This is a genomic window from Saccharopolyspora oryzae (assembly GCF_027853915.1).
Classification (GTDB): domain Bacteria; phylum Actinomycetota; class Actinomycetes; order Mycobacteriales; family Pseudonocardiaceae; genus Saccharopolyspora; species Saccharopolyspora oryzae.
The window spans coordinates 39,703-56,672 of sequence record NZ_JAQGLA010000031.1 but is presented as its reverse complement, the minus strand read 5'-3'; the positions used below and the strand labels follow the sequence as shown (position 1 = coordinate 56,672).

The 16,970-nt window shown below is 70.7% G+C and carries 19 protein-coding genes; 9 read left to right on the top strand and 10 right to left on the bottom strand.

Annotation, left to right across the window (positions count from 1 at the left end; genetic code table 11):
- Nucleotides 1–104 precede the first annotated feature (104 nt).
- Entirely contained in the window at nt 105–1,601 is a 1,497-nt protein-coding gene (locus tag OU415_RS19680; protein WP_270950342.1) for an MFS transporter, read from the top strand.
- Here OU415_RS19680 and OU415_RS19675 read toward each other — a convergent pair whose 3' ends face one another.
- Nucleotides 1,602–2,423 carry a pentapeptide repeat-containing protein gene (locus tag OU415_RS19675; RefSeq protein WP_270950341.1) on the bottom strand — a complete coding sequence of 274 codons (822 nt, stop codon included), beginning with the start codon at nt 2,421–2,423 and terminating at the stop codon, nt 1,602–1,604. It lies immediately after the preceding gene.
- Between the two features lie 87 nt (nt 2,424–2,510).
- On the opposite strand from OU415_RS19675, the gene OU415_RS19670 reads away from it, so the two are divergent.
- Nucleotides 2,511–3,623, top strand: coding sequence for a coiled-coil domain-containing protein (locus OU415_RS19670; protein ID WP_270950340.1), 1,113 nt, complete (start codon nt 2,511–2,513; stop codon nt 3,621–3,623).
- Between the two features lie 48 nt (nt 3,624–3,671).
- On the opposite strand, the gene OU415_RS19665 is transcribed toward OU415_RS19670, so the two are convergent.
- Complete coding sequence (locus OU415_RS19665; protein ID WP_270950339.1) at nt 3,672–4,082, bottom strand: RidA family protein; 411 nt, start codon at nt 4,080–4,082, stop codon at nt 3,672–3,674.
- Nucleotides 4,083–4,178: 96 nt separating this feature from the next.
- Between OU415_RS19665 and OU415_RS19660 the strand changes: the two genes are divergently transcribed.
- Together OU415_RS19660 and OU415_RS19655 are read left to right on the top strand one after the other, a co-directional pair.
- Entirely contained in the window at nt 4,179–4,361 is a 183-nt protein-coding gene (locus tag OU415_RS19660; protein WP_270950338.1) for a hypothetical protein, read from the top strand.
- A 109-nt stretch (nt 4,362–4,470) separates the two neighbouring features.
- Complete coding sequence (locus tag OU415_RS19655) at nt 4,471–4,863, top strand: VOC family protein (protein WP_270950337.1); 393 nt, start codon at nt 4,471–4,473, stop codon at nt 4,861–4,863.
- Nucleotides 4,864–4,867: 4 nt separating this feature from the next.
- Here the strand turns inward: OU415_RS19655 and OU415_RS19650 are convergent, their stop codons facing one another.
- Entirely contained in the window at nt 4,868–5,407 is a 540-nt protein-coding gene (locus tag OU415_RS19650; protein ID WP_270950336.1) for a GNAT family N-acetyltransferase, read from the bottom strand.
- Between the two features lie 106 nt (nt 5,408–5,513).
- Between OU415_RS19650 and sph the strand changes: the two genes are divergently transcribed.
- On the top strand, nt 5,514–6,464 hold the full coding sequence (gene sph, locus OU415_RS19645) for a sphingomyelin phosphodiesterase (RefSeq protein ID WP_270950335.1): 951 nt from the start codon (nt 5,514–5,516) through the stop codon (nt 6,462–6,464).
- Between the two features lie 66 nt (nt 6,465–6,530).
- Here the strand turns inward: sph and OU415_RS19640 are convergent, their stop codons facing one another.
- Nucleotides 6,531–7,517 (bottom strand): malate dehydrogenase, encoded by a 987-nt coding sequence (locus tag OU415_RS19640; protein WP_270950334.1) that lies wholly within the window; start codon nt 7,515–7,517, stop codon nt 6,531–6,533.
- Nucleotides 7,518–7,816: 299 nt separating this feature from the next.
- Nucleotides 7,817–8,728 (bottom strand): bacteriocin fulvocin C-related protein, encoded by a 912-nt coding sequence (locus OU415_RS19635; RefSeq protein ID WP_270950333.1) that lies wholly within the window; start codon nt 8,726–8,728, stop codon nt 7,817–7,819.
- Between the two features lie 310 nt (nt 8,729–9,038).
- Here OU415_RS19635 and OU415_RS19630 point away from each other — a divergent pair, with 310 nt between their 5' ends.
- Nucleotides 9,039–9,713: a DUF899 family protein gene (locus OU415_RS19630; RefSeq protein WP_270950332.1), complete on the top strand. Its 675-nt coding sequence runs from the start codon at nt 9,039–9,041 to the stop codon at nt 9,711–9,713.
- Between the two features lie 86 nt (nt 9,714–9,799).
- A complete protein-coding gene (locus tag OU415_RS19625; RefSeq protein ID WP_270950331.1) occupies nt 9,800–10,438 on the top strand; it encodes a LysE family translocator in 639 nt (212 codons plus the stop codon).
- 77 nt (nt 10,439–10,515) lie between these two features.
- On the opposite strand, the gene OU415_RS19620 is transcribed toward OU415_RS19625, so the two are convergent.
- The 3 genes from OU415_RS19620 to OU415_RS19610 are packed head-to-tail and all read right to left on the bottom strand — an operon-like array spanning nt 10,516 to nt 12,955.
- Nucleotides 10,516–10,782, bottom strand: coding sequence for a YdeI/OmpD-associated family protein (locus OU415_RS19620; protein ID WP_270950330.1), 267 nt, complete (start codon nt 10,780–10,782; stop codon nt 10,516–10,518).
- Between the two features lie 26 nt (nt 10,783–10,808).
- Complete coding sequence (locus tag OU415_RS19615; protein ID WP_270950329.1) at nt 10,809–12,071, bottom strand: MFS transporter; 1,263 nt, start codon at nt 12,069–12,071, stop codon at nt 10,809–10,811.
- Between the two features lie 47 nt (nt 12,072–12,118).
- Nucleotides 12,119–12,955, bottom strand: coding sequence for an SDR family oxidoreductase (locus tag OU415_RS19610; RefSeq protein ID WP_270950328.1), 837 nt, complete (start codon nt 12,953–12,955; stop codon nt 12,119–12,121).
- A gap of 196 nt (nt 12,956–13,151) precedes the next feature.
- Here OU415_RS19610 and OU415_RS19605 point away from each other — a divergent pair, with 196 nt between their 5' ends.
- Nucleotides 13,152–13,898, top strand: a complete 747-nt coding sequence (locus OU415_RS19605; protein WP_270950327.1) for a GNAT family N-acetyltransferase — start codon at nt 13,152–13,154, stop codon at nt 13,896–13,898.
- A gap of 199 nt (nt 13,899–14,097) precedes the next feature.
- Nucleotides 14,098–15,150 (top strand): tryptophan--tRNA ligase, encoded by a 1,053-nt coding sequence (gene trpS / locus OU415_RS19600; protein WP_270950326.1) that lies wholly within the window; start codon nt 14,098–14,100, stop codon nt 15,148–15,150.
- A 46-nt stretch (nt 15,151–15,196) separates the two neighbouring features.
- Here the strand turns inward: trpS and OU415_RS19595 are convergent, their stop codons facing one another.
- Nucleotides 15,197–15,880, bottom strand: a complete 684-nt coding sequence (locus OU415_RS19595; protein ID WP_270950325.1) for an ABC transporter ATP-binding protein — start codon at nt 15,878–15,880, stop codon at nt 15,197–15,199.
- A complete protein-coding gene (locus tag OU415_RS19590) occupies nt 15,877–16,944 on the bottom strand; it encodes an ABC transporter permease (RefSeq protein WP_270950324.1) in 1,068 nt (355 codons plus the stop codon). Before OU415_RS19590 ends, OU415_RS19595 begins: the two co-directional genes overlap by 4 nt.
- Between the last annotated feature and the right edge of the window lie 26 nt (nt 16,945–16,970).

The window sequence follows — 16,970 nt, the reverse complement described above, 5'->3', positions numbered from 1 at the left end:
TCCCCCGCCGGTCGGCAGTGGACGCGTGTCGAGTTCGCAACACCCCGGGTGATGCGGAAATTCCGCATTGACTTCGAGTTATCTCGAAGTTCGAGCATCGGCACATGACTGTTGATGAGAAACGACGAAATCGCGCCGGGGCGCGGGAGTGGGCTGGACTGGCCGTGCTCGCGCTGCCGCTGCTGGTGCTGGCCATGGACGTCAGCGTGCTCTACCTCGCCGCGCCGCACCTGACCGCGCAACTGCGCCCGACCAGCACCCAAGCGTTGTGGATCATGGACGCCTACGGGTTCCTCATCGCCGGGTTCCTCGTCACGATGGGCACGTTGGGCGACCGGATCGGCCGTCGTCGGCTGCTGCTGATCGGTTCAGCCGCCTTCGCCGCAGCGTCGCTGCTGGCCGCGTTCGCCCCCAGCGCCGAACTGCTCATCACCGCCCGCGCGCTGCTGGGGATCACCGGGGCGACGCTGATGCCCTCCACCCTGGCGCTGATCCGCACCATGTTCACCGATCCCGCGCAGCGGTCGGTGGCGATCGCGGTGTGGATGACGACGTTCACCGCCGGTGTGGCGGTCGGCCCGCTGATCGGCGGGATGCTGCTGGAGGCGTTCTGGTGGGGTTCGGTGTTCCTGCTGGCCGTGCCGGTCATGGCGCTGGTGCTGCTGCTCGGACCGTGGCTGCTGCCCGAACACCGTCCGCAGCACGCAGGTCGGCTCGATCCGGCCAGCGTGCTGTTGTCGCTGCTGACGATCGTGCCGGTCGTCTACGGGTTCAAGGAGATCGCCCACCACGGCCCCGACCTCGTCCCACTGGCAGCGCTGGTGATCGGAGCGGTCGCTGGAGCGCTCTTCGTGCGCAGGCAGCGGCGCATGTCCGACCCGCTGGTGGATGTGCGGCTGTTCAACAACCGCACTTTCAGCACGGCGCTGGTGCTGCTGCTGATGGGACTGCTGGTGGTCAACGGGGTGTTCTACCTGGTTCCGCAGTTCCTGCAAGGCGTCGCCGGGCTCTCGCCGCTGCGGACCGGGATGTGGTTGACGGTCGTGGCCATCGCTTCAGCCGGCTCCTCGCTGCTGGCTCCCGTGGTGGCACGGAGGTGGGGTCCGGCACGGGTGATCGCGGCGGGTGCGGTGATCTCGGTGGTGGGCTTCGTGCTGTTCACCGCGCTCGACGGCAGCAGCGCGCCCGCTGCCGTGCTGGCCACTGCGCTGGTCACCGCCGGGTTGAGCCCCATGGGTGTGCTGACCACCGATCTGGTCGTGGGCAGCGCACCACCGGAGCGCACCGGGGCGGCTGCGGCGCTTTCGGAGACCAGCGGTGAGCTCGGCGTCGGACTCGGCGTGGCGGTGATGGGCACGATGGTCACGGCCGTCTACCAGGCGCAGATGTCGGGCGCACCGGCTCAGGCCGGGGAAACCCTCGCGGGAGCGGTCGCGCTGGCCGAACAGCAGCACGCTCCGACCGCCGCTGGTGTGCTCGAGGCTGCTCGGGAGGCGTTCACCAGCGGGATCAACATCGTGGGGATCATCGGTGCGGTGGTGCTGGCCGGTTTGGCCGTCGCGGCGATCGGGCTGCTGCGTCCGGCCCCGGACAACAGCTGATCACCAGTGCCCGGGGCGGTCCAACCTGGCGGGGATCTTGGTTGTGGCATCGCCCTTGGCGGCGTTGACCTGGGCCTGGGTGAGGAACAGGGCGTCGGTGAGGTCGGCGCCGCGCAGGTCGGTGTCGCGGAAGTCCGCGCCGATCACATCGGCCGAGCGCAGATCCGCTCCTCGCAGGTCAGCGGCGATGAGCAGCGCTCCGCGCAAATTCGCGCCCCGCAAGTTCGCACCCCGCTTGGAGGCACCGATGAGGTCGGCGCTGCGGTGGTTCTTGGTGCGCCCGCCGACCTCGGCGCGGACCAGTTCGCTGGTGCGCACCAGCAAGGTGTTGACGTCCTGGCGCACCGCGGCGACATCGACCCCGGTGATCGTCTCGGCGTCGCTGCGGGTGAGCGCGTCGACCTCCTGCACCGCGCGGCGCACCTCGTCGTGTACGGCGCTGGCGGCCGGGCGGGTCAGCGCATCGGCGAGGTACCACAGCAGTTCGTGCAACTGGCGCATCACGGCGAAGGCGGTGAACATCTGCCCGGAGCTGTCCGGGTGCTGCCGCCAGTCGCGGTCGGTGAAGGTCACCTGGGTGACCTTCTGGCCCGCGCCGAAGCAGTCGAAGACCGTGCACCCGGAGAAACCGCGCTCGCGCAGGTGGGCGTGGATGCCGCAGCGGAAGTCCGCCAGCAGGTTCGTGCACGGCGTTCCGGCTGCCTTGTCGACGGCGAAGTCGGCGGAGGCGGCGAAGGGCAGGGCCACGCAGCACAGCCCGGCGCAGCTGCTGCAGTCGGCGCGCAGTTCGAGATCGGCCGGGGTGGGGTTCGGGTGCGACAACGCGGGGGTGCTTCCTGGTCGACGTGCGGGGGTGCGCCCATTGTCCCCGACCCGGGTCGTCGAGGTCGGCTTCGGTACCGTCCAGGCATGGGTGAGGTGGCTGCCGAGCAGGACGGGGTGTGCCGGTACCCGGGGTGTTCGCGGGAGATCGTGCGCAGTTCCGGGCCCGGGCGACCGGCGGAGTACTGCGACCTTCCCGAGCACACCCGGTGGCGGGCCTGGAAGCAGCGGCAGCGCCTGCAGGCCGCGCAGGAACAGCTCCCCGACGTCCCCGCGCCGTCGGCGGAGTACGACGGGGCGCGGGTGCGGGCCGAGGAGCTGGTGCGGCAGTACCGCCTCCTTTCGGAGCAATTGACCCGGAATCTTCGCGCCGGGCTCGACGAACTGGCTACGATCACCGATCCCAGCGCGGCCGAAGCGCAGATCCAAGCAGCCCAGGCCGAGGCCGCGCACCGCATCGCGCAGGCCGAGCAGGCCTTGGCCACCGCGCAGCAGCAGCGCCGCGAGGCCGAGCAGGCGCGCACCGCCGCCGACGAAGCGGCCGAGGACGCCGCTGCCGCTGCCGAACAGGCCGGTCACGACGCCGAGCGCGCCCGCAAGGAACGGGACGATGCCGTGGAGCAAGCGCGAGCAGCCCAGCAGCAGGCGCAGCAGGACGTCGAAGCCGCCCGCAACGAAGCCGAGGTCGCCAGGACCGCCGCCCGCCGCGAAGCCGACCAGCAGGTCGCCGAAGCGCGCGAGGCCATCGAGCAGGCCAAGGCCGCGGCCGCGGCCGAAGTTCAGGCAGCGCAGGAACGAGCCCGCGAGCAGATCGCTGAGGCCGGGCGGCAACAGGCCGCGGCTACCGAGCGCGCGGCGCGTGCCGAGCAGTCCGCCGAGACCGCGCAGGCCCAGCTCGACGAGCTCAAGCGCGCGGCGGAGGAAGCGCGTGCTGAGGTGCGCCGTCAGCGCGACGAACTCGACGCGCTGCGCCGGCAGCAGGCCGAGGAGCTGCGGCAGGCGCGGGCGGAGGCCGCTGAGCGCTTGCAGACCGAACGTGAGGCCGCCGCGCAGCAGTTGGCGGTCCTGCGCGACGCGCAGTCGCAGTCGCAGACGCGCGCAGATCGAGCCGAGCGGCAGCTGGACGCGGTCAACGAGGAACTGCGGCAGTTGCGCTCCGCGGCCCAGGCCGCGGAGCAGCAGGCTGCGGAGCGCAACTAGAGCCGTTTCGGGGAGTCGGTACAGCCCGCGACGGCTGGGGTGGGGACGTCAGTCTGAGGGCAGGGCGGCCAGGGCGTCGATCTCGACCAGCTGGTCGGCGTAGCCCAGGACCGTCACGCCGAGCAGGGTGCTGGGCGGGTCGTGGTCGCCGAAGCGATCGCGCACCACTTCCCACGCGGCGACCAGGTCCTGCTGCGAGCTGCTGGCCACGTAGACGGTCGTCTTGACCACATCGGACAGTGCCGCCCCGGCTTCGGCCAGGGCGGTCTCCAGGTTGTCCATCATCTGGCGGGCCTGGCCCGCGTGATCACCGACTGCCACGGTCGCCCCGTCGGCGTCGAGCGGGCAGGCTCCGGCGGCGAAGACCAGGTGGGAATCAGGTGGCACGACCGCGCCGTAGGCGTATTCGGCCACATCGGACAGTGCTGCGCTGCGCAGCAAGCGGATCGGGCTGGGCACGCCACCACGCTACCGGCGCCGGCGTTCCCGGGAATCCGCGTTCGCCGACGGGAAAATCGGTTGATCGTCGCAATAGTCTGGTTGCGTGGTCAGTCGATGAGAGGACTGGTTGTGGAACGGGTGCTGCGGGAGGTGCGGGTGATCAGCGGGCACGCCGGTGATGAACCGTTCGTCGGTGACATCGCCTTCACCGGCGGCCGCATCACGCGCATCGACCGCAGCACCCGGCAGCAAGCGCGGCCCACACGGGCGGTGCTGCCGCGACCAGCGCTGATGTGATCGAGCCGGTCGTCGGCGGCGAAGTGGCGCCGGAGGGGGGCGATCACCTGGTCGCGGTCGCACTTCGCGTTCGAATTGTAGGTGCGCGCGATCGGTTTACGGTGTCGTCATGAACATCTCTCGTCTGCAGTTCGTGTCCGTCCCGGTGGACGATCAGGCCAAGGCCTGCGCCTTCTACGTCGACGTGCTCGGTTTCGAGCTGGTGGCCGACGTGGCCGGGCCGCACGGCCGGTTCGTCATGGTCGCCCCGCCCGGCTCGTCCAGCGGGGTGGTGCTGGTGGACTTCCCCGTGGCCGGTCGTGAGCTCAGCGGTCCGGTGCACCTGCAGTTCCACACCTCCGACGTCGAGGCCGACGTCGCCGAGCTGCGGGAGTCCTCGGTGCAGGCCGGGGACGTGCAGGAGATGGCGTGGGGGCGGCAGACGTCGTTCACCGATCCCGATGGCAACGTGATCTCGCTGCTGCAGCCCTCGCGCATGGGTGAGCGCCCGGCCGGGGCTTGAGTTCTCAGCGGGTCAGCCGCCAGATGACGTCGATGCCGGCTTCGCCTGCGCCGGCCGGTTCGCGGGGTGGGCTGCGGCGGTCGACGCAGGTGAAGCCGAGGCGTTGGGGGACGGCCTGGCTGGCGGTGTTGGCCGCGTCGTGCCAGATCTCGACGTGGTCGATGCCGGGCAGGGCCAGGGCTTGCTCGACCAGTGCGGCGGTGCTGGTGGTGACCAGGCCGCGTCCGGTGTGGGCGGGGTGCAGCCAGTAGCCGATCTCCAGGCCGGTGGGGCCGATCCGGCGTTCCAGGGCGATGCAGCCGGCGATGGCGCCGCTGACCGTGATGGCGTAGGTGAAGGCCCGCCCGGTGCGCCAGTCGTGCTGGCACTTGTCGATGAACTGCGCGGCGGAGTCCAGCGTGTAGTCCCCGGCCGCCCACGGCAGCCACGGGCTCAGGTGGGGCTGGGCCTCGGTGACCGTGCGGTGCAGTTCGGCCAGGTCGGTGGTGAGCCAGCGGCGCAGCACCGACGATTCCAGGGTGATCTCCTCAGCGGGGCGCTCCATGGGCCGATCCTGCTCTGCCCACCTGTGCGGGGCAACCGAATTGATCCCGGGTGTTCGCCGCCCGGTACTGGCTGGTGGTGCGGTGGGGCGGGCATGATGATCCACCGTGAAGATACGAATCGCTTTCACGTCTTTGGTGGTGGCGGCGAGCGGGCTGGCCGCCCCGACCGCCGTGGCCGGTCCCGCCGCCGACGGACCCAGGATCGCCTCCTACAACGTGTTCATGCTGCCGCGCTCGCTGTACCCGAACTGGGGGCAGCTGCAGCGGGCCGACCTGATCGCCTCCGAAGGCGTCCTCTCCGGCCAGGACGTCGTGGTGGTGCAGGAAGCCTTCGACAACGAGGCCTCGCAGCGGCTGCTGGCCAACCTCGCCGAGGACTACCCGAACCAGACGCCGGTGCTGGGGCGCTCCCGGGACGGGTGGGACGCCACGCTGGGGTCCTATTCGGACACCCGACCCGAGGACGGCGGGGTGGCGGTGCTCAGCCGCTGGCCGGTCGCCGAGCGGATCCAGTACGTCTTCCCGCCGGGATGCGGTGCCGATGCCGCGTCCAACAAGGGCTTCGCCTACACCCGCATCGACTCGCCCAGCGGTCCGGTGCACGTCATCGGCACCCACCTGCAGGCCGATGACCCGGCGTGCGGGGACAGGGCGCCGGGAGTGCGGGCCGATCAGCTGGGCGAGATCGCGCAGTTCGTCCGGGACAAGGCGATCCCCGCGGCGGAGCCGGTGGTCGTGGCCGGCGACCTCAACGTCGATGCCTCGGCAGGGGAGTTCACCTCGGCGCTGGCCACCCTGGGCGCGACGGCCCCGCAGACCACCGGGCACCCCTACTCCTACGACCCGGCGACCAACTCGGTCGCGGCCGACCAGGCACCGGGCGCACCGGGCCAGCTGCTGGACCACGTGCTCCCGCTGACCGGGCACGGATCGCAGCAGTGGGTCAACGAGACCCGCGCGGTGCACTCGCCGGAGTGGTCGGTGACCTCGTGGGGCCAGACCTACACCTACACCGACTTCTCCGACCACTACCCGGTTTTCGCGAGCCCGTCCTGAGCGAACGAGCCTGGAAAGCGCTGTGGGGCCGCACCTCGCGTCGAGGTGCGGCCCCACAGGGTGGGCTCAGATCAGGCCGAGCTTGCGAACCGTGTCGCGCTCCTCGACGAGCTCGTTGACCGAGGCGTCGATGCGGGCGCGGGAGAACTCGTCGATCTCCAGGCCCTGCACGATCTCGAACTTGCCGTCCCGGGCGGTGACCGGGAACGAGGAGATCAGGCCCTCCGGCACGCCGTAGGAGCCGTCGGAGACGACCGCGGCGGAGGTCCAGTCACCCTCGGGGGTGCCGTTGACCCAGGTGTGCACGTGGTCGATCGCGGCGTTGGCCGCCGAGGCCGCCGAGGAAGCGCCGCGGGCCTCGATGATGGCCGCGCCGCGCTTGGCGACGGTGGGGATGAACTCGTCGGCCAGCCAGGACTGCTCGACCTGCTCGGCAGCGATCTTGCCGCCGACCTCGGCGTGGAACAGGTCCGGGTACTGGGTGGCGGAGTGGTTGCCCCAGATCGTCAGCTTCTTGATGTCGGAGACCGACACGCCCAGCTTCTGCGCCAGCTGGGTCTGCGCCCGGTTGTGGTCCAGGCGGGTCATGGCGGTGAACCGCTCGGCAGGCACGTCCGGCGCGTGGGCCTGGGCGATCAGCGCGTTGGTGTTGGCCGGGTTGCCGACCACCAGCACGCGCACGTCCTCAGCGGCACCGGCGTTGATGGCCTCGCCCTGCGGCTTGAAGATGCCGCCGTTGGCCTCCAGCAGGTCACCGCGCTCCATGCCCTTGCCGCGGGGGCGGGCACCGACCAGCAGCGCGACGTTGGTGCCGTCGAAGGCGGTGCGCGCGTCGTCGGTGATGTCGATGCTCTCCAGCAGCGGGAAGGCGCAGTCGTTGAGCTCCATCGCGGTGCCCTCGGCCGCCTTGACCGCCTGCGGGATCTCCAGCAAGCGGAGCTTGATCGGGGTGTCGGGCCCGATGAGCTGACCGGAAGCGATCCGGAACAGCAACGCGTAGCCGATCTGACCGGCCGCACCGGTGACGGTCACGGTGACGGGAGCTTTGGTCATGAGGTTTCGTTCTCCTGCTCGCCGGGTGATTGCCTAGCTCGGATGCTATCGCCAGCGGCGGAGCACTGCGGCGGGCCCGCCACGGATCACAGTGGACGAGCCGCAGGACCGATTCAGCCCGCCGGTGATCACCACACCAGGGGTGGCGGTGCTGCCGCGGTACCACGTCCGGGGTCGTGCGGGTGAAGGCGCTGGTCGGGGCGTGCTTCGCGGGGTGATCGACCGGGCTGTGCCCGATGGCCGGCGGGTCGGGGAGATCCCGTCGGCCATCGGGCTGCGGTGGTGTAGGAGTAGCCGGATCAGGGGCCTTCGCACCACCCGTTGCAGGTGTAGAGCCAGCCGGCCCCGCAGCCGCCCACCCGCTTGCAGTCCTTGGTGGGCACGCAGCCCATCCAGCAGTAGTCGCTCTTGGTGCTGCACTGGCATTCGGTCTTGGCGATGCCGATGCCGGCGTCGGGTGGGCCGAGGGTGGCGATCAGGGACTGGGTTTGCCCGTCGAAGGCGGCGTTGACCTCGTGGCGCAGGTCTTCCATCGTGCGGTCCAGTTCGGGTGGAGCGGGCTGGGCGTACAGCGATTCGTCGCCGAGGACGTCCGCGGCGTGCTGCAGCACTCGCACCTGGTCCTCGGACAGGTCGGGGTGCGCCGTGCGGTACTGCTGGAGGTGGTCGACCCACAGGCGGCTCTTGGTGGCCGCCGGCGAGGCGTTGAAGATCGCCTTGCGGTAGGACATCGGGTGCTCGGCGAAGGCGGCGTAGGTCTGTGGGAGCTGGTCCTTGTTGGCCGCCACCCAAGCATCGGGGTCGTCGCCGTTGCCTCCGGACGGGCCGATCCTGGTCAGGCTGGCCGCGACGGCGAGTCCGGCGAGCAGTGGCAGGGCGCTGAGGCGTTTGCGGTGCGTGGTGTGGCGCGTCCGGCCTAGCGCGGTGAGCACGGCCAGTGTGGAGCGGGGGCCCAGGTGCCGGACCAGGGCGAGTCCCAGCGGGATCCCGGCCCAGGCGCGGGCGTGGCCGGAGCGCAGGTGGATCAGCGTGGGCGCCCACACCGGGTCCGCGCCGAGTGCCTGTTCGCGCCACGCCCGCACGTCCGGATGTGCCAGCGGGAGGACTTCGAGTTTGTCGCCGCTGGCGTCGGCCACGGCGCGGGACATGTTCCGGCAGACCCGGCAGGAGCCGTCGAAGGCCAGCACCCACCGGTCGGACGCGTTCGTCATCGAATCCCCCCAAGTGTTCGAACATCTCATGCGGCATCCCTGTCGAACTCGCGCTCGTTCGCCGCTGGTGCTGCGCGAGTCCCTTGATGACCGTCCTGCGCGTGCGGCACGGCCACAAGGCATTGCCCGTCCCGTGTTGGGACCGGGACGTCCTCGCGGCTCTTACCTGCGTTTTCGATCGTCGGATGGGAAATCCTGGGACACCGTCCGGCGGATTTCCGGAACGCGGCGATGAGTTCGCGCCGGTTGCGCGGTCTGAGTGGGTGGGCTTCGCGCACTGCCCCACAGATGACCGATGGGAGGCACCACCGTGACCAAGCAGGACCAACCGCTCGCCGCTCCGGAGATCGTCGACCGCGAGCAGTTCGACGACGCACTGGCCGAGCAGGTGGCGGCGGAGAAGGAAGTCACGCGGCACAACGACCGGGTCGCGGCGAGTCGCCGGCGTCTTCCGATGGTCGAGGTGGACGACTACGCGTTCACCGGCCCGGACGGGCCGGTGCGGCTGACCGAGCTGTTCGGGGACGCGTACCTGCTGGTGGTGCAGAACGTGATGTTCGGTCCCGACTGGGACGAGGGGTGTCCGAGCTGCTCGTGGGCCGTGGACAACCTGCCCGCCGACATGCGGCGCATGTCCGATGAGGCGATGGCGTTCGCGCTGATCTCGCAGGCTTCGATCGACAAGCTCGAGGCCTGGCGCGCCAAGCGCGGCTGGGAGCACCTCTGGGTCTCGTCGTCGGGGACGACCTACCACTACGACTGGGGTTGGACGCAGCAGAACGAGCGGGGTGAGGAAGTGCTGCGGCCCGGCTATTCCTACTACTTGCTCAAGGACGGCAAGCCCTACCTGACCTACATGACCACGGCCCGCGGTGTCGAGGCGGTGCTGCCGGTGGCGCAGTTCATGGACCGCACCGCCTACGGGCGTCAGCAGGACTGGGAGGACAGCCCCGAGGGCTGGCCGCAGTACCCGACCTACGGATGAGCTGAAGGCCAGTTCCGCGGAATTGGCCGTTCGTGCTGGTGATGGGGCGGGCTTAGCGTCTCCTGCACGACGTGTGGAGGTGCGTGGTGGTCGGTGTTGGTGCGGTGGCCGGGATCGCGGTGGTGGCGTTGGGGCTGGTGCTCACCCCGGGGCCGAACATGTTCTACCTGGTGTCGCGGTCGTTGACGCAGGGCCGCCGTGCCGGTCTGGTGTCGCTGGCCGGTGTCGCCGCGGGGTTCCTGGTCTACGCCGCGGCGGCTTCGGCGGGCATCGCTGCGGTGTTCACGCTGGTGCCCTCGCTCTACACGGCCGTGCAGGTCGCCGGTGCGGCGTACTTGCTGTGGTTGGCCTGGCAGGCGGTGCGCCCGGGTGGGGTGTCGGTGTTCGCCCCGGCGGAGGTGCCCGAGCACGGGCCGGGGCGGTTGTTCGCGATGGGGTTGGTGACCAACCTGCTCAACCCGAAGATCGCGGTGCTCTACGTGTCGTTGTTGCCGCAGTTCGTCGATCCGGCGCGGGGTGCGGTGGCGGTGCAGAGCCTGGTGTTGAGCGTGGTGCAGATCGTGGTGGCGGTGTCGGTGAACGCGCTGATCGTGGTGACCGCGGGGTCGGTGTCGTCGTTGTTGTCGCGGCGGCCGGGCTGGTTGCGGGTGCAGCGCTACTTCATGGGCGCGGTGCTGGCGGGGTTGGCGGTGCAGTTGCTGACCTCCCGCGCCCGCCCGGCCTGAGTCCGCCACGTCGAGCACTGCGTCGGCCGTTTCGCGCAGGTCAGCGCGGTGTTGGGTGGGTTGTGGGCCGGCTTCTGCTAGCTGCCGGTGCGCTCGCGGTGCTTGCACCCCGGCCAGCAGCAGGGCCGACGCTGTCCTTCTTCCAGCTCCTCCTGCGTCCGGCGGATGCGGCGCTGGCGGGTCTTGTCCTGCTTGGCGTCCTCGACCCAGCAGATGAACTCGTTGCGGGCCAAGGGCGTGATGTCGTTCCACGCCTCGAGCGCGGTGGCGTTGGCGGTCAACGCCTCGCGCAGGTCGGTGGGCAGTTCGTGCACCACTCCGCCGGGTACTGGCTGGCTGTTCACCAGGCCACGGTAGCGGGCCTGGCGGCTCACGTCGGGGCTTGCGCGTCGAGCGTCGCCGAGGTGGGGATGGTGGCGTGGCGGACCGGGGAGGCGGCCAGGACTGCGGCCGAGGCGATCAGGCCGGCGATGCCGACCCACAGCGAGACGCGGTAGCCGGCGGCATCGGCGATGAGCCCGCCGATGGGGGCTCCGACGACGATCGCGCCGCGGTTGAGCGAGCGGATGGTGGTGTTCACCCGGCCCTGCAGCCGTTCGGGTGTGATGGCTTGCCGGTAGGCCATCTCGTTGGGTCCTTCCAGGCCCATGAGCACCCAGAACAGCAGTTGCGAGGTTCCCAGGACCACGATCGCCAGCGGGCTGGGGCCGGTGAGGGGGATCAGCAGCCACGGCAGCGGCATGAGCAGGCGGGTGGTGACCACGGTGCGTCCCGCGCCGAACCGCTGGCCGCTGCGGTTGGCCAGTGCTCCGCCCAGCACCGCCCCGGCTCCGGCGCAGGCGTAGGTGATGCCGAGCTGGACCTCGTCGAGGCCCAGTCCGTCGTCGGGGGCGCGCAGCACGTAGACGACGAGGATGGTGCTGAGCATGCTGTGGGCGAGCCACCACAGGTGCCCGGCCAGCGCTTGGGGCGCCAGCATCCGGTGCCGGTAGACCCAGGCGGTGCCTTCGCGCAGTTCGGTGAGCACGCTGCGCCGGGTTGCGAGGGGTGCGGCGTGCTCTCGGGTGCGGATGCGGGCCAGCAGGACACCGGAGATCAGGTAGGACAGCGCGTCGACGAGGATGGCCAGCGGTGCGCCGATCGCTTTGACCAGCGCGGCGGCCAGCAGCGGCCCGGTGGTTTGGGCGACGGCGTGGGACTGCTCCAGCCGCGCGTTGGCCGAGGTCAGCATCTCCACCGGCACCAGGCGGGGCAGGAAGGCCTGGTCGGCGGCGTCGAAGAACAGCGAGAGCACGCCGAGCAGGGCGGCGAAGGCGATGAGCACCGGCAGGGTGAGCAGTCCGGTGGCGTGCAGGAGCGGGATCGCGCACAGCAGGGCCGCGCGGGCGAGGTCGGCGCCGACCAGCATGGGTTTGCTGCGGTAGCGGTCGACCAGGACGCCGACGAACAGCCCCAGCAGCAGGTAGGGCAGCCAGCGTGCGGCGTTGAGCAGTCCGAGTTCGGTGGCGGTGGCGTGCAGGGTGACCGCGGCCAGGACCTGCAGGGCGAGGCTGGTGATGTAGGTGCCGAAGATCGAGGTGGTCGATGCGGTCCAGAACTTGCGGTAGTCACCGACATCGGCCAGTCGCATCATGATCAGCACACTAGCGACTTCGGGGGCCGGCAACGGCGGATTCCGGTTTACAGCATGCGTTTTCCGCCGCCGGCGTAGATGGTTTGGCCGGTGATCCAGCGGGCTTGGTGGGAGGCGAGGAAGACCGCCAGGTCGGCGATGTCGTCGGGGCGGCCGATGCGGCCCAGGGGGCTGAGCTCGGCGACGCGGTCGGCGAGGTCGTCGTTGAGCCAGCCGGTTTGCACCGGGCCGGGCGAGATGATGTTGACGGTGGTGCCGGCGGGGCCGAGTTCGACGGCGGCCGAGCGGCTCAGCGATTCCAGCGCGTTCTTGGTGGCCCAGTAGGAGATCTCGTCGGCGGCACCGGAGGCCGCGTCGGTGGAGATGTTGATGATCCGTCCCCAGCGGGCTTTGCGGCGCAGGTGGCGGCGGTGGAACTCGGCCATCAGCAGTGCGGGTGCGCGGGTGTTGACCGCGTGGTGGGCGTCGAGCCCGGCGGCGTCGACGGTGACCAGTCCGCGCACCGGCTCGGGCTGGAAGGTGTCGGGCACGCAGTGCGCGGCGTTGTTGATGAGGATTTCCACCGGCCCGAACGCGGTTTCGGCGTGGTCGAAGATCGTGGGCGCGGCGGCGGGGTCAGCGAGGTCGATGGCCAGGGATTCGGCGTCGGCTCCGTCGGCGCGCAGCGCGTCGCGCACGTGGTCGGTGTCGGTGGCCTTGGCGTTGCCGTAGGTGGCGTCCGCGCCGGTGACCGCTGTGCTCGGGGGTGTTTCGGGCAGCGAGGCGAGCACGACTTTGCTGCCCTGGCGGGCCAGCGCGCGGGCGATGGCCGCGCCGATGCCCAGCGGGCTGTTGGCGCCGGTGATCACGGCGACGCGGTCGCGCAGGCGGGGGTCTATCGGCACGAGGCCCTCTCTGGAGTTGGTGTGATCGGAATGGCCCGGCACCCGCGGTGGGTGCTCTTCGACGCGAGCGGGTCGCGGACAGCCCCGGACCCGGGGTGTTGTTGATCTTAGTGCCGTGGTCGTGGGCGTCAACGTCGTTGGGTGGGCGCGGGAATTGCATTGCCCGGGGCGGGGATCGCGGTGTAGACATTGGCGGGTGCTGCGCGAAGACGGTGCTGCGGACGGTGTTGTGGTGTTGCGTCAGGACACCACGACGGTGTCCTACGCGCCGGTGGTCGGTGTGCCTCGGCTGGCGCGGGTGCTGGAGGCCAGCGGCCCGGCGGTGCTCGAGGTGCTCTCGGCGGAGCTGCCCGGCTGGCGGGTCGGGGTCTCCGAACAGCTCGGCAAGCAGCTTGTGCGGGCCGGTGCGCGCATGGTGCGCCATGCGGCGACGATGCACCGCGACCTGCGCGGCGATCCACCACCGCCGCAGTGGGCCGAGCAGGCACCGCAGGCGCCGCTGCGGGTGGTGCCGTGCGACCGTCCGGCCAGCACGGTGCTGCCGGCGTGGCGCGAGGCCTACCCGCCGGGGCATCCCGACTGGATCGACGGCAGCGATCAGAAGCTGCTGACCGAAATGATCCAGCCACTGTTGAGCGGCCGGGTGCTGGGTCCGGTGCTGGAGGCCAGCGCGCTGGTCGTCGACGGCGACGACGAGGTCGTGGCGGGGTTGGTGCTCAACGACTTCAACGGCACGGCCTGGATCGGAGACGTGTTCCGCCGCCCCGGAGCCGCCTACGCCGGGTTGGGCGGCATCCTGCTGCGCCGCGCGCTGGCGCTGACCGCGGCCCAGGGCTGGCCGGAGGTGGGACTGGCCGTCACGATCGACAACACCGCCCAGCGCCGCTACGAGCAGCTCGGCTTCACCACCACCCAGACGTCGATGACCTTCGCCCTGGCCTGACCGCACGACGTGCGGTGTACAGTGGCGGCGTGATTCGCAGTTCGTGCCAGGCTTGGTGGCGCTCCGGTTAGGAGCGGCCACCAGTGGTGCACGACATCAAATTTCCGGGCCGTTCGGTTGAACGGCCCTTTTTCGTGCCTCTCCCACGATCCCAGCGGGGCTTTCGGCCGAAGCCCGCCGAGGGGAATTCGGGAGAACCATGACCAGCCTGATCGAAACGGCCCCGGCCGCGCGGCGCAGCGCCGAGCTGGAGGAGCTCATCCAGCGCCAGCCCCAGCAGTTCCGGGTGCTCACCGGCGACCGCCCCACCGGCCTGCTGCACCTGGGCCACTACTTCGGCACCCTGCACAACCGGGTCCGGCTGCAGGACCAGGGCGTGGAGATGATGGTGATCATCGCCGACTACCAGGTGCTCACCGACCGCGACATCGCCGAACACCTGCAGCAGCGGGTCGAGGACCTGGTGCTGGACTACCTGGCGGCCGGCATCGATCCGCAGCGGGCCACGATCTTCACCCACAGCGCGGTGGCAGCGCTCAACCAGCTGCTGCTGCCGTTCCTGAGCCTGGTGTCGGTCTCCGAGCTCAGCCGCAACCCGACGGTCAAGGACGAGATCGCGCATTCGCGGCAGGCCGCGGTCAGCGGACTGATGTTCACCTACCCCGCCCACCAAGCCGCCGACATCCTGTTCTGCAAGGCCAACCTGGTGCCGGTGGGCCAGGACCAGCTGCCGCACCTGGAGCTCACGCGCACCATCGCGCGCCGCTTCAACGACCGCTACCGCCCGTTGTTCCCGCAGCCCGAGGCGCTGCTGTCGGCGGCGCCGCTGCTGCTGGGCACGGACGGGACCAAGATGAGCAAGAGCCGCGGCAACGCGATCCTGCTGTCCTCCGCTGCTGATGAGACCGCCCGGCTGCTGCGCGGCGCGAAGACCGATTCGCAGCGCCACATCACCTACGACCCGCAGGCCCGCCCCGAGGTGTCGAGCTTGCTGCTGCTGGCGGGGTTGTGCAGCGGACGAGATCCGCAGGAACTGGCAGAGGAGATCGGTTCGGGTGGTGCGGCGCTGCTGAAGAAGGTGGTCACCGAGTCGGTCAACGAGCACCTGGCACCACTGCGCGCCCGCCGCGCGCAGTTCGCGACCGACCGCACCTACCTGCGCGAGATCCTGCGCCGAGGCAACGCCAGGGCCAACGCCCTGGCCGAGCAGACCCTCGCGGAAGTGCGGGAGGCGATGGGCACCTGCTACTGACCGCACGGCGTGGTGCCACCAGGTCGTCCTGGCGGCACCACGCTGCTCAGCGGTGGCTGCTCAGCGCGCTCAACCGCCCGTCGCGCATCTCCACGACCTCGTCGGCGTGCTCGAGGTGCTCGGTGTCGTGGGTGACCATGACGGTGGCGACCTGGTGCTGGCGGGTGATCTCGGCGAGCAGTTCGACGATCTGGCGGCCGCGGTCGTGGTCGAGCGCGGCGGTGGGTTCGTCGACCAGCAGAACCGAGGGCCGGCCGCTGAGCGCGCGGGCGATGTTGACCCGCTGGCGCTCCCCACCGGAGAGCTGGTGCGGGCGGCGGTGCTGCTTGCCGTCCAGGCCCACCGCGGCCAGCAGTTCCGCAGCGGCACGTCGCTGCTGGCGCACCGATCGGCCGCGCATGTGGTGGGCCGCCAGGATCTGCTCGACCGCGGTCAGCGAGGCCAGCAGGTTGGGCTGCTGGAAGACGATGCCGACCTCCGCCAACCGCAGCCGGGCACGCCCGGCCGCCGACAGCCCACCGGTATCGACGCCGCCGATGACCACCCGACCGGAGTCCGGGCGCAGCAGGGTGGCGGCCACCGCCAGCAGGCTGGACTTGCCCGAGCCCGACGGGCCCACGACGGCCACCAGCTGCCCGGCATCGACCTGCAGGGTCACCTCGTCCACGGCGGTGAGCACCCGATCGCCGTCGGGGTAGGTCACACGCAGATCGGTCAGCACGAGACTCATCGGGCAGCTCCCAGCGCGGTCAGCGGGTCGACGGAGGTGATGCGCCGCACCGCCAGGGCGGCACCGATCATGCCCAGCACGATCATCAACGCCACGGGCAGCACGGTCGTGGCAGCGGTGAGTTGGAACGGCACGACCTGCGACGCGGCGGCACCCAAGCCCACGCCCACCGCGCCTCCGAGCCCAGCGCCGAGCAGCAGCACGATCACCGACTGGGCCAGCGCATCGCGCAGCAGGTATCCGGTGGCACCGCCCAGCGCCTTGAGCACGGCGATGTCGCCGCTGCGCTGGATGGTCCACACCGTCATGAACGCGCCGATGACCAGCGCCGAGATCGCGTACAGCAGGCCCTGCATCATCAGCAGCGACCCGTTCTCCGAGGAGTAGGACCCGATGCCCGACAAGCTGCCGGCCACCGTCTCCGAGACCGTCCCGGCCGCGGCATCGGCAGCCGCGGGATCGGCGACATCAGCGGCGATGACGGTGGCCACCGCGGCATCCGCGCGGGGCGGCCGCAGCTGCGACCAGGTCTCCAACGTCGTCCACGCCACCGGCGTGTGGCTGTAGTAGGCGTCCTCCACGATCCCGCTGACGAGCAACTGCTCGGTACCTGCCTGCACGTGCTGGCCCACGGCCAGACCGTGCTCGTCGGCGAGCTCGCGGCTGATCACCACCGAGCCCGGCGCCACCTCGGCGGGGGACAGGCCCGCCCCGGGGCGCACCCCGAAGACGGTGGCCGCGGCACCCCCGGTGGGGGTGTCCAGACGGGTTTGGGTGATGCCCAACGGCTCGGCCCACCGCACGCCGGGCGCGCCGCGGTAGGAGTCCAGCTGGTCCTGGGTGATGGTGGAGTCGGCGAAGGACTTCTCCGGCGCCTGCCCGGTGGTGGCGCCGAAGGCGATGCGGGTGGCGGGCAGCTGCGTGATCGCCGAGGTCGACTGGTGGGCCAGGCCCGCAGTCAGCCCCGACAGCAGCACGATCAGCAACGTGATCAGCCCGACCACCGAGCCCATGAGTGCGAACCGCCCCTTGGCGAAGCGGATGTCGCGGATGGCGAGGAACACGGATGTTCTGCTTTCCGGTCGTGGTC